10 protein-coding genes are annotated in these 12,703 nt (G+C 65.0%); 4 read left to right on the forward strand and 6 right to left on the reverse strand.

The genetic code is table 11. The features are described 5' to 3' along the window. Positions 1-210: 210 nt before the first annotated feature. From nadA to nadC, 3 genes are read left to right on the forward strand one after another with little or no spacing between them, the layout of a single operon-like run. Positions 211-1,263, forward strand: a complete 1,053-nt coding sequence (gene nadA / locus R2C4_RS14890; protein WP_058284974.1) for a quinolinate synthase NadA — start codon at positions 211-213, stop codon at positions 1,261-1,263. Positions 1,264-1,266: 3 nt separating this feature from the next. Then, complete coding sequence (locus R2C4_RS14895) at positions 1,267-2,823, forward strand: L-aspartate oxidase (RefSeq protein ID WP_141891247.1); 1,557 nt, start codon at positions 1,267-1,269, stop codon at positions 2,821-2,823. Next, positions 2,820-3,674, forward strand: coding sequence for a carboxylating nicotinate-nucleotide diphosphorylase (nadC, locus tag R2C4_RS14900; protein ID WP_141891248.1), 855 nt, complete (start codon positions 2,820-2,822; stop codon positions 3,672-3,674). Before R2C4_RS14895 ends, nadC begins: the two co-directional genes overlap by 4 nt. 60 nt (positions 3,675-3,734) lie before the next feature. Here nadC and R2C4_RS14905 read toward each other — a convergent pair whose 3' ends face one another. From R2C4_RS14905 to R2C4_RS14930, 6 genes are all read right to left on the reverse strand, one after another. Then, positions 3,735-5,204, reverse strand: coding sequence for a hypothetical protein (locus tag R2C4_RS14905; protein WP_141891249.1), 1,470 nt, complete (start codon positions 5,202-5,204; stop codon positions 3,735-3,737). Further along, positions 5,201-5,965, reverse strand: a complete 765-nt coding sequence (locus R2C4_RS14910; protein WP_141891250.1) for a class I SAM-dependent methyltransferase — start codon at positions 5,963-5,965, stop codon at positions 5,201-5,203. The genes R2C4_RS14905 and R2C4_RS14910 overlap by 4 nt, the downstream gene beginning before the upstream one ends. 18 nt (positions 5,966-5,983) lie before the next feature. Continuing rightward, positions 5,984-6,364 (reverse strand): GtrA family protein, encoded by a 381-nt coding sequence (locus R2C4_RS14915; RefSeq protein ID WP_008556408.1) that lies wholly within the window; start codon positions 6,362-6,364, stop codon positions 5,984-5,986. Between the two features lie 2 nt (positions 6,365-6,366). Then, positions 6,367-7,344: a glycosyltransferase family 2 protein gene (locus tag R2C4_RS14920; RefSeq protein ID WP_141891251.1), complete on the reverse strand. Its 978-nt coding sequence runs from the start codon at positions 7,342-7,344 to the stop codon at positions 6,367-6,369. 202 nt (positions 7,345-7,546) lie between these two features. Beyond that, a complete protein-coding gene (locus tag R2C4_RS14925) occupies positions 7,547-9,532 on the reverse strand; it encodes a CocE/NonD family hydrolase (protein WP_141891252.1) in 1,986 nt (661 codons plus the stop codon). A gap of 238 nt (positions 9,533-9,770) precedes the next feature. Further along, positions 9,771-10,874 (reverse strand): CaiB/BaiF CoA transferase family protein, encoded by a 1,104-nt coding sequence (locus tag R2C4_RS14930; protein ID WP_141891253.1) that lies wholly within the window; start codon positions 10,872-10,874, stop codon positions 9,771-9,773. 347 nt (positions 10,875-11,221) lie between these two features. Here R2C4_RS14930 and zwf point away from each other — a divergent pair, with 347 nt between their 5' ends. Then, positions 11,222-12,670: a glucose-6-phosphate dehydrogenase gene (gene zwf / locus R2C4_RS14935; RefSeq protein ID WP_141891254.1), complete on the forward strand. Its 1,449-nt coding sequence runs from the start codon at positions 11,222-11,224 to the stop codon at positions 12,668-12,670. Positions 12,671-12,703: the final 33 nt, after the last annotated feature.

The following is a 12,703-nucleotide window of genomic DNA, read 5'->3' on the forward strand; positions in this document are numbered from 1 at the left end:
CACCATATCACTCCGGACAGTCAAAGGCTTAGCACTGGATCCCGGCTGCAGCGGGTTTATCCGGCACGGGCGCCCCGGCCCATGCCGCCTGTTAGCGCCAAATCACCGCATTTGGCCGCAAATCCCTTCACGCGCGCTTGCGTGCGCGTTTTGAACGTGAAACAACCCCCGCCCAAAGTGTCACCCTGGACGCAACCTTGAGGAAACGCCATGTTCGACCTGCAATCCATGCGGGATCAGCTCGCCGCCCACTATGATCTGGCCCCTAACCCGGCCCTGGCCGAACAGATGGCAGACATCTACGCCCGTATGAACCGCGTGGTGAACCCCATCGAATGGGCCGCCCATGCGCCTTATGTGGCGGCGATTCTGGAGCTGAAGAAGCAGCGCAACGCGGTGATTCTGGCGCATAACTACATGACGCCGGAAATCTATCATGGCATCTCGGACTTTGTCGGCGACAGCCTGCAGCTGGCGATTGAGGCCACCCGGGTCGAGGCTGACGTGATCGTTCAATGCGGCGTTCATTTCATGGCCGAAACCTCCAAGATCCTGAGCCCGGAGAAAACCGTGCTGATCCCCGACATGGAGGCCGGCTGCTCGCTGGCCGAAAGCATCACCGCCGAAGGCGTCGCCGAAATGCGCCGCCGCTACCCGGGCGCGCCGGTGGTCACCTATGTGAACACCACCGCTGAGGTGAAAGCCGCGTCGGACATCTGCTGCACCTCCTCCAACGCCGCGCAGATCGTTGCGGCAATGGAAGAAGACACCATCATCATGACGCCGGACCAGTATCTGGCGCAGAACATTGCCCAGCAGGTTCCGCAAAAGAACATCGTCTGGTGGGAGGGCTCCTGCATCGTGCATGAGCAGTACACCGCCAAGGACCTGCGCGACTTCCGCGAGTGGAACCCGGGCACCCGTCTGATCGCCCATCCGGAATGTCCGCCCGATGTGGTGGCCGAGGCCGACTTCTCCGGCTCGACCAGCGGCATCGTCAAATACGTGACGGAGGAGAAGCCGGAAAAGGCTCTGCTGATCACCGAATGCTCGATGGCCTCGAACATCGCCGACCAGCTGCCCGAGGTGGAGTTCGTCGGCCCCTGCAACATGTGCCCCTACATGAAGAAAATTACGCTGGAGAAAGTCCTGTGGTCGCTGCACACCATGACCGAGCCGGTCGAGGTGGACCCCGAGGTGGCAGCAAAGGCCCGTGTCGCAGTGCAGCGGATGATCGACCTTTCGCAGAAACTGGGCATCTGATCCGTGGTCGAAACCGGCCGCATTGTCATTGCCGGCGCAGGCCTTGGCGCGCTGTACGCTGCGTTGGAACTGGCCCCCAGGCCGGTTCTGGTCATCTCCCCCGAACCCCTGGGTGAAGGCGCAAGCTCGGCCTGGGCGCAGGGCGGCGTCGCGGCGGCCATGGCCAGCCATGACACGCCAGAGGCGCACGCCGCAGATACCCTGCAGGCCGGCGCAGGCACCGTCGACCCGGAGGTCGCCGCCATGGTCACCCGCGTGGCCCGCGAGCATATCGTCGACCTGACCGAGCTTGGCACGCCCTTCGACCGCGACGCGGACGGCAATTACGTGATGAGCCGCGAAGCCGCCCATTCCGCCGCCCGCGTGGTGCGGGTCAAGGGGGATCAGGCCGGCGATCAGATCATGCGGACGCTGATTGCCGCAGTCCGCGCTGCGCCCTCCGTGCAGGTTCTGGAAGACACCCAGGCCGTGCGGCTGGAAACCGAGGGCAGCAGCGTTACCGGCATCTGGATCACCCGCGCCGACGTGCCCTCCGCCCCGGTGCTGATCAAGGCACCCGGCGTGCTGCTGGCGGGCGGCGGCTCCGGCGGGCTTTATGCCCACACCACCAACCCGCCCCGCATCCGCGGCCAGGTGATCGGCTTTGCCGCGCGCGCCGGCGCCCGCATCGCCGATCCGGAATTCGTGCAATTCCATCCCACCGCCTTTGACATCGGCGAGGACCCGGCGCCGCTCGCCACCGAGGCCCTGCGCGGCGAAGGCGCGGTGCTGATCAATGCGAATGGCGAGCGCTTCATGCTGGCCGCGCACCCGGATGCAGAGCTTGCACCGCGCGACATCGTTGCCCGCGCCATCTTTGCCGAAACCCAGGCTGGCCGCCGGCCGATGCTCGACACCCGCGCCGCGCTGGGGCCCGAGGTGCTGACCCGCTTCCCCACCGTGGCGGAAACCTGCGCCCGTGCGGGCATCGACCCGGTGCAGGAGCCGATCCCCGTTGCCGTCGCCGCCCACTACCACATGGGCGGAGTCGAGGCGGACATGAAGGGCCGGACCAGCCTGAAACGCCTCTGGGTCTGCGGCGAGGCCTCCTCCACCGGCCTGCATGGCGCCAACCGGCTCGCCTCCAACGGTTTGCTGGAGGCGCTGGTCTATGCCCGCAACGCGGCCCAGGACATGGCCTCTTTGGACAGCCCGCCAGACGCAGAAGACGTCCGCCTCAGTTTCCCGGAAGGCGGACAGGAAATGGATCAGGCTGCGCTGGAAACCCTGCGGCAGACCATGACCGCCCACGCCGGGGTGCGCCGTACTGGCGCCGGCCTGAAAAAGGCGCTGGCCGCCATTGCCCGGCTTGAGGCCGAACAGGCGGCAGACGAAAACTTCCTCAACATGTGCGCCACCGCCACGCTGATCGCTGCCGCCGCGCTGAGGCGCGAAGAGAGCCGCGGCGGCCATTTCCGCGACGACTTCCCCAAGGCAGACCCCGCGCAGGCCCACCGCACCCGCATCACCCTGGATGAGGCCCTGGCCATCCGCGCCGAGGCCGTGAAGGAACTGACATGAGCACCCACTTCGCCACCCTGCCCGACCTGATCCTGGAACCGATGGTGCGCGCCGCCCTGATGGAAGACCTGGGCCAGAACGGCGACATTACCACCCGCGCGGTGATCCCGGCGTCCGCGACCTACTCCGCCCGGCTGAATGCCCGCGAGGACGGCGTGGTGTCGGGAATGCAAATCGCCCGCATCGCCTTTCATCTGGTCGATGCCGGGCTGAAGGTGGACACCCTCCTGCCCGACGGCAGCCCTTGCAAGAAGGGCGACACCTTGATGACCATCGAAGGCTCCGCCGCCTCGATCCTGTCTGGGGAGCGGGTGGCACTGAACTTTGCCGGCCGGCTGACCGGAATCGCCACCCAGACCGCGGCCTTTGCCGCGCAAACCAAGGGCACCGCCACCCGCATCACCTGCACCCGTAAGACCACCCCGGGCCTGCGCATTGCCGAGAAACAGGCGGTGTTGCACGGCGGCGGCTACAACCACCGCTTCGGCCTGTCGGACGCGATCCTGATCAAGGACAACCACATCGCCGCTGCGGGCGGGATCAAGGCCGTGCTCGACGCTGCCAAGGCCGGCGTCAGCCATATGATGAAGGTGGAGATTGAGGTCGATACCCTGGACCAGCTGGCCGAGGTCATCGCCACCGGCGGCGCCGATGTGGTTCTGCTCGACAACATGGACACCCCCACGCTGGCCAAAGCAGTCGAGATGGCCAGCGGCCATGCGGTGACCGAGGCCTCCGGCAACATGCGGCTGGAGCGCATTGCCGAAGTCGCGGCAACCGGGGTCGACTACATCTCCTCCGGTGCGCTTACCCATTCCGCGCGCACCCTCGATCTGGGCCTCGACTTCTGATTTCCCGGGGCAGGCAAGCTGCGGCTGGCAGGCCCTCACCTGCCTGCCCGATCTGTTTCGCTAATCCGCCTGACGCAGCTGACGGGCCGCTTCAAGCTTGTCCTGCCGCAGCGCCTCGGGCGACAGCATCAGCACTGAACCGCCGTCAATCTGGCGCACCTCGAACCCTGTCCGGCCCTGTAAACCGGCGCGCAGTTCCTCCGGCAGCTGCGCGCAATCCTCGGGACGGCTTTCGCACATCACGATCTCGCGCCCGGTCAGATGGTGCAGGCGGAACGCCACCGAATGGTCCTTTTGCAGATCCGATTTGCGGGCCGCCTCCAGCGACAGATAGGTGCCGGTGACATACACCGGACCCTGCCCTTCAGCCAGCTCCGCTGCCATTGCCCGGCTTACCCTGTGCCATTCAGTCAGAACCCGGTAGGTCAGCCCGCCAAAGATCACATGGACCGCGGTCACGGCAAACAGCAGGTTCCGGCTCAGCCGCGGCCGCCCGCTGTCGCGCAGCGTCAAGACGAACAGCCCGATGAACACAGCCCCGAAAATCCAGAGGAACCCGCCGGAGCGCACTGGCATGTCGATACCGCTGCGGATCACCTGCAGGCAAATCAGCGCCAGCCCCAGAACTGCCCCGGACAGCAGGTAGATCGCCCGCCATTTGTCCTGCCGCAGCACAGCCCAGACCGCGCAGGCCAGCAAGCCCCACTGCAACAGCACCAGAACCGTGTTGTTATAGGCCCCCTTCTGCGCCAGGCTGACCAGGAACTGCCAGGCCAGTTTGGAGTTTTCCAGCGCCGACGCCAGATCCCGGGCCGGACTGGGGTTTCGCCATTCCGCCATCGGCACGCCGAACACCCCATGCACCGCATAGTTCAGCGAGTAGATTGCCAGCATGCCCAGCGCGAAACTGGCAATGAACAGCGCCAGCAGCCCCGCCAGATCCCTGGCAGAGCGCGCGACGCCCGCGCGGGTCAGGCTCAGCCCCAGGATCAGGAACGGATAGGTGGTGTAGGCCATCAGCGAAACCGGCACAAACACCAGCATCAGCCAGCGGCAGGCCCGCTCGCTCAGCCGTGTGGCCAGCCAGGCATAAAGCGCGACAATGGCCAGCCCGGGGATCAGCGTGTTGAACCACAATGAGATCAGCACCCAAGGCAGGCCGAGACCCGCAATCAGCGCCACCATCACCCGCTGCCAGATCTCTGCTTCCCGGCCAAAGGCATTGTGCACCAGGCAGCCAAGGTAGACGGCCCACAGGAATTGATAGGCCAGGAAATTCAGCCAGGCCGGCGTCACAAAACCGCGCAGGTGCCACAGGTAGTTGACCCAGCGCCCCTCCGTCAGGGTCTTTGAGTAGAACAGCGACGGATCTGCCAGCAGCGCAGGGTAGTCATCATGCCGGATCATCGGATCCGGCAGCTGGAACAGCGCGGTCAGCAGCAGCATCGCAAAGACCGCTGCCACCGTGACCGGCAGCTGCGGCAGGGCGCGCCGCGGCGCGACGCCGCTGCCGGCTGAGGCCAGTGTCATCCCGCGGCCTCCTGCAGGCGGCGGGCGCGGCGGGCCAGCACAGCGGCGCGGCCCTGAGCGATTCTGGTTACCATCGGCTGCGGCATCAGCGAGACAATGCCGCGCCGCATCCGCCAGCCCAGACTGCCCGCCAGCGGCACCTTCTGCCCGGCCGGGATTTCCGTTGCCAGCACCTCTTGCGGCAGCCCTTCCCGGCCCGCGGCATTGGTATAAAGCACGGTGTTGTAGCGGTACCACGGCTCGACGCCCTGCATGTGCTTCAACCTGGGGCGGGCGAAGTCAAAGGCGGTGAACCCGCGCGCCGCAAACATCTCCTGCCAGAAGGACAGCGGCTTTTCGTTGATGTGAAATTCGCCGCCCTGCCCCGGCACCGCGGCCGAGAACAGCACCCTGTCGGCATGGCGGGTCAGGCTCTCGACCAGCTTCTCCGAGGCCGCCTCGGGCAGGTGCTCCCCCACCTCCAGGCTCTGCGCCAGGTCGAACTTGCGGCCCAGGTCAAAAGGTTTGGTCAGGTCAGCGGCATGAAACTGCTGGCGCGGGATCGCCAGCCGGTCGCGGTCGACATAATCGCCGTCAACGCCAGCCACATCTGTCACACCGGCCTTGATCCACTCGCTCAGCCACACGCCGCGGCCGCTGCCCAGGTCCAGCACGCTGCCCGCCTGCAGATGCGGCTGCACCACCGAAATCATCGCCTGCGCCGAGGAGCGCGCGCCCTGGTCGATATAGTCGTAAAACTCGTTGGAATAGATATGGGACATGATTGCTCCGAACTTTACTCAGCCAGCCGCGGCATACACCCAGAGGCGGAAGATGATGAAATTCTGAACCGGCAGGATCACCGTGACGGCGGCGGCGGACAGCCAGTCCGCCCAGCCCAGCGCCGGGCCGATGAAACCGGTGATCAGCGCCGAGACAGCAAAACCGGCAGCAATGGTGCAGGCAAACCGCGCCATCTGATCCGGCAGGCCCAGCGGGCGGCGGAAGGTCCACCAGGTTTGCAGCACGTATTGCACCGCAACCGCCCCAGCAAAGGCCAGGGCATTGGCTGCAGCCTGCTCCATCCCCGCGGCCAGCAGCGCGGTATAGGCCAGCACATACAGCCCCGCGACCGTCGCGCCGACGATGGAGAAGCGCAGGATCTGCCCGGTGTCCGCCATGCTCACGACGCTTCCTTGCGCAGCGGTGCGGGTTCGATCTTCACCGGCTCAGCGGGGGCGCCTTCGCCGGTTTCCTCCGACAGGAAGTACATAGGGCGCTGCTTGCTCTCCATATAAAGCCGTCCGATATACTCCCCCATAATCCCCAGCGTCAGCAGCTGGATCCCCGAGAAGAAGGACAGCGCCAGCAGCATCGACGCCCAGCCGGGCGCGGTGTTGTAAAGGATAAGCGACAGGAACACGTAAACCGCCATCAGGAAGGTCACGTAAAGGCTCAGGAACGCCAGCCGTGTCGCCATCTTCAGCGGTTTGGTGGAAAAGCCGGTCAGCGCGTCGGTGGCAAAGCGCAGCATCGCCCGGAACGGATATTTCGTTTCGCCCGCAACCCGTGCATCGCGCACATACTCCAGCCCGATCTGTTTGAACCCCGCCCAGGCAAACATGCCGCGGATGAACCGCGCCCGCTCCGGCATCGCCAGCACCGCATCCAGCGCGCGGCGGCTGACCAGACGGAAATCGCCGGTATCTTTGGGGATGTCCACATCCGACAGCGTGTTCAGGAATCGGTAGAACAAAAAGGCGGTAGCCTTCTTGAACAGGGTTTCCCCCTGCCGTTCGGCCCGGCGCCCATAGACCACGTCATAACCGCGGTCCATCATCATCATCATGTCGGGCAGGATCTCCGGCGGATCCTGCAGGTCGGCGTCCAGCATAAAGATCCGCGCGCCGCGCGCAGACTCCAGCCCCGCGGTCAGCGCTACCTGGTGCCCGCGGTTGGCCGACAGCCGTATGCCCCGCACCACCGGGTGCCTGGCATGGGCCGCCTCGATCGCCGCCCAGGTGCCGTCGCTGGAGCCGTCATCCGCCAGGATGATCTCGGCGTCCTGCGCCCATGGTTCTATTGCCTGCACCAGCCGTTCCACCAGCAGGGGAACCGACTCTTCTTCATTGTAGCAGGGCACAACAACGGAAAGCTGCACCTTTTCGCCCTCAAATCTGTTTGTTAACCGCTCGTTAACCGCGATACTGGCCGATCCGGCGCAGGCAGGGCAACGGCGGGACGCTAAGAGCTGAATTTGCAATTAAATGGTTAAGGGCCTGTGTGCTTTCGGTAACGCACTGTGGCAAAACCGGGGCAAATGCGGACGAATTGCCGAAAATCCGCCCGCATCCCGCCCCGGTTTACAGCACGCCGCGGGGAATCGTTTCCTGCCACTCCTTGGTCACCACCACATCCCGGCCTGCGCCCTCGTAAGCGGTCACCTCGCGCCGGAGATAGAAATTCTCCCGGTCGCAGGTCGCTTTGTTCCTGGTCTCAATCGCGACCTGCCAGCCGCCGCGTTCAAACTCAAAAGTCCAGTCACTGGTAAAACCCGCCGTAGCCGGATCATCCGGATGCACCTCATAATGCATGGCCACATGGCTGCCCGCGCAGATGCCGTGATAGGGGTCCACCGCCTTGCCGTAATCGTCAAATGTATCCAGCACCAGCGCGCCGTCCTCCCGCGTCCAGGTTTTCGAGCTGCCGCCAGGCGCGCGCAGCTGCTCCGCCTGCAGCACCGGATACTCCCGCGGCGCGCCGGGATTTTGCGGCTCGATCTCCTGTTCCGCCTTGCGTTCCGGCAGGATCAGGGCGCACTCCTCCAAATGCAGAGTCACCTCCGCCGCCTCCGGCGCGGGCCAGACAACCGGCCAGTAGGACGCCGACAGCGCCAGCCGCAGCACATGCCCCGGTTTCAGGCGGTGCGCACATTCATTCAGCTCGATCTCCGCCTCATAGCGCTGCCCCGGCACCAGCTTTTGCGGCACCTCGAATCCGTTGCGGCAGGTGAGGTTCAAGGGGCGGTAGGTGATCCGCTGCGACACGCCTTCCGGCGACACATCGCACAGCCGCGCCACCAGCTGCGCCACCGGCTTGTCGGCGCTGAACGCCACCTTGACCCGCGGCCTGCCCAGCAGTTCCAGCGGCTCTGCCAGCGGGGCAGCGTCGAAACAGGCCGACAGCGCATCGTCAACCGCCTGATCGCCCGCCAGTTCATTGTCAAACCGCATCCCCGGGCAGAAATAGCCGGACGCCTGCCCGACCGTCGCGGGATTGCTGACCACGGTGACACCACTGCCCGGCTGATCCGCCAGCACGCCCTGCCCCAGATGCATCACCCGGTCCCGCACATTCGGCGAGGGCCATTCAGCCTCCGCCACCCAGCGGCCCTGGCGCGGCTTGTTCTGCATGGTTGGGTTGAAGTGCTCCTGCATAAAAACGCGGTAGTCCGGCAGGTCTTCGGCGCCTGTCTCCTCGCCCTTCAGCCACCTGCCGAACCAGCGCAGCACCTCGCCGTGAAAATCCGCCGGGTCCAGCTTGGCGATATGGGCATAGCGGTGCTCCCACGGGCCGATCATGGCTTTGGCGGGCACGGTCAGATTGGCTGCCAGCGCCGGCGGCGCATTCACGTAGGCATCGGCCCAGCCGGTGATCGCCAGGACCGGCGCCTGGATCGCCGTCCAGTCCTCGCAAACCGACCCGTGCTTCCAGAAATCCCCCCGTGTCTGGTGCCGCAGCCACTCCGCAGCCATGAACGGCATCCCCTCGATCCGCTTGATCCAGTCTTCGCGCCAGTCCGCCCGAAGCTCAGGATCCGCGGGCCGCGACTGGTAGGCAAACATCTGGCTGCCCCAATTGGCGTTATCGCTCAGCAGGCAACCGCCCATATAATGGATGTCGTCGGCGTAGCGGTCCACGGTCGAGGCCACCGACACCACTGCCTTCAATGCCTCCGGACGGCGGAAGGCCAGCTGCAGACCGTTGAAGCCGCCCCAGCTGATGCCGATCATGCCGATATTGCCGCCGCACCAGTCCTGCGCCGCGATCCAGGCCAGCACCGCCTCGCCGTCGCTCAGCTCCTGTTCGGAATATTCATCGTCAAACACCCCTTCGCTGTCACCGGTGCCTGCAATATCCACCCGGATGCAGGCATATCCTTCGGCGGCAAAAACCGTGTGCGTGGTCTCGTCCCGGGGCGCGGTGCCGTCGCGCTTGCGGTAGGGCAGATACTCCAGAATCGCCGGAAACGGCCCCGCGCCCTCTGGCATCCAGATCCGCGCCGACAGCCTGCGGCCATCCGGCAGAGGGATCCAAGTGTTCTCAATGATGCGGTAAGCGCCGGGCATGGGGATATTCCTGTCGTTGGTTTGGCATCTGCCACTTAAGCAAACTCTCCAGATCAGCCGCCGAAGGAAAGGGAGCATTTGTAAGCGGATGTAAGCGAACTGACGCGGTTTAGACCCGAATCGAGACGGCCAGCCTGGGAACGCCGCTGATTTTTTGCGTTTTCCTGCCCGATCCGGCCGCACCCGAACGGAACAGCCGGGCGGAGCCGGTTTATCCCGGCAAACGGCACCGGCACGGTTACTCCGGCAGTTTCGGCGCCGATTTATCCAGGGCCAGTTCCGCGTCCGAGAATTTCCACGGACCGCGCACCCCCGGCACCCCTTCCGGTGCGATCTGCATCCCCCGGTGCTTGATCTGCGGATCCTCGAACGCCTGGCCAATGGTGTTGATCGGTCCTGCAGGCACCGTCGCCGCCTCCAGCGCCGCCAGCAGATCCGCTTGCGTCCACTTAGCCAGCACCTCCTCCAGAATCGCCGTCAGCGCCTTGCGGTTGGCGACCCGCAGCTGATTGGTCTGGAAACGCGCATCCGCCTTGGCCTCCGCCAGACGCAGCACGCCGCAAAGCCGCTGGAACTGCCCGTCATTGCCCACTGCCAGGATCACATGGCCATCCTGCACCGCCATCACCTGATAAGGCGCGATGTTCGGGTGATCGTTGCCCAGCCGGGTGGGGCTTTCGCCGGTCGCCAGATAATTCATCGCCTGGTTCGCCAGCAGGGCCGTGGCGCAATCCAGCAGCGACATGTCCAGATGCTGGCCGCGCCCTGTCCGGTGGCGCTGCTCCACCGCCGCCAGAATGCCGATCGTGCCATAAAGCCCGGTGACGATATCGGTGATTGCCACACCGACCTTTTGCGGCTGGCCGTCCTGCGCGCCGGTGATCGACATCAGTCCCGACATGCCCTGCAGAAGAAAGTCATACCCCGCCCGCTTGGCATAAGGACCGTCCTGGCCAAAGCCGGTCACGGAGCAATAGATCAGCCGGGGATTGATTTTGCTGAGGCTGTTATAATCCAGCCCGTATTTCTTCAGCCCGCCGACCTTGAAGTTCTCAATCAGGATGTCGGCATCCTGGATCAGTCCAAGAACCGCCTGCTTGCCTTCTTCAGTGCGAAAGTCGGCCGTCACACAATCCTTGCCGCGGTTGGCGGCATAGTAATAAGCAGCTGACGTGTCGCCGTCGCGTTCAATGAAGGGCGGGCCCCATTTGCGGGTATCGTCGCCGTCCGGGCTCTCCACCTTGACCACTTCGGCGCCGAGATCCGCCAGCGCCTGGCCGATCCAGGGCCCGGCCAGAATACGCGCCAGTTCAACCACCTTAAGGCCTGCAAGCGGGGTCATGGGCACTCCTCCCTGTTGGTGCCGTGCTCTTTGCCGCCATGCTTAGCCGCTGCGCCGCCCTGCTGCAAGATTTGATCAAATCCCGGGCCAGCGAGACACCCTGCAGGCCGAAAGCCGGAAATCACGTGTTTTCCGCGCCCCAAGGCTCATAACACATGCAGCAATTCACCCGGCGATACACCTGGGCAAAATTCCCGATGGCCCCGGCCACAACATTATGTTAGCGATAACTCAACTTTAACCGGCCACATGCCAGCTGAGGCGATTGAATTGCCCCGCCTCAGGCGGCACAATGACCCGGCCCCGGGTTCAATTCTTGGCCTCAATGGAACAGCGATGTAAAATCAATGGTTTCCCGCGTCATTCCCGTCCAGCCCTTTGACCTCGTGCTGTTTGGCGCGACCGGGGACCTGGCCCGCCGCAAGATCCTGCCGGCCCTGTTTCACCGCTTTCAGATCGGCCAGTTCGATAGCAACTGCCGGATCATCGGCAGCTCGCGCAGCGACCTCACCGCAGAAGCGTTCCGCAGCCAGACCGCCGATGCGATCCGCGAGTTCGGCCAGGACGTGGAAACCACAGCCGAGGAAATCGCCGGCTTCACCGCGCTTCTGGACTATGTCGCGGTGGATGCCCGCGGCGAGACCGGCTGGGATGCGATTCACGGGAAACTGCGCGAGGATGCGATCCGCGCCTTCTACCTGTCGGTGGGGCCGGCCCTGTTTCCCGATATCGCCCGCCGCCTCAGCGAGACCGGCATCGCCACGCCCGAAAGCCGCATCGTGCTGGAAAAACCGTTCGGCCATGACCTCGCCTCGGCCCGGGGGCTGAACGCGGCGCTGCGGGAGCACTTCGAGGAACAGCAGATCTACCGGATCGACCACTATCTGGGCAAGGAAACAGTGCAGAACCTGATGGCGCTGCGCTTTGCCAATTCGCTGTTCGAACCCCTCTGGAACTCCTCTCATATCGACCACGTGCAGATCACCGTGGCCGAGAGCATCGGCATCGAAGGGCGCGAGGAATATTACGACAAGTCCGGCGCCATGCGGGACATGGTGCAGAACCACCTGATGCAGCTTCTGTGCCTGACCGCGATGGAGCCGCCCGCCCATTTTGCCCCCAACGCGGTGCGCGACGAGAAGGTCAAGGTGATCGAAGCGCTGCGCCCGGTGGCGCAGGCCAGCATCGCCCGCGGCCAGTACCGCGGCAAAAACGGGGACGGCTACCGCGATCACGCGGGCAACCCCGCCAGCCGCACCGAAAGCTATATTGCGCTGAAGGTCGAGGTGGCGAACTGGCGGTGGGCCGGCACCCCCTTCTACCTGCGCACCGGCAAGCGCCTGCGCGAGCGGGTGAGCGAGATTGCGGTCTATTTCCGCGACCCGCCGCACAACATCTTCGAAGGCTCCGGCCCGATCCACGGCAACGTGCTGGTGATCCGGCTGCAGCCGGATGAGGGCATCACGCTGAAGACCACCATAAAGGACCCCGGCCCCGGCGGCATGCGGCTGACCGGCGCCAACCTGGACATGACCTTCGCGGATGAGCTGCCGGAGTCGGGCCGCCCGCAAGACGCCTATGAGCGGCTGATCATGGATGTGATCCGCGGCAACCAGACCCTGTTCATGCGCGGCGACGAGGTCGAAGCCGCCTGGGCCTGGGCCGATCCGATCATCGCCGGGTGGCAAGACACCGGCGAAGCCCCGCAGCCCTATGACAGCGGCAGCGCCGGACCCGATGACTCGCTTTTGCTGATCCACCGCGACGGCCGCCGCTGGCGCAGTATCGGAACCTGAGACAGCCGCCCTCCCCTTTGCCCCCGCAGTTTG

The sequence above is a fragment of the Leisingera aquaemixtae genome (assembly GCF_006740765.1).
GTDB classification, from domain to species: Bacteria; Pseudomonadota; Alphaproteobacteria; order Rhodobacterales; family Rhodobacteraceae; genus Leisingera; species Leisingera aquaemixtae.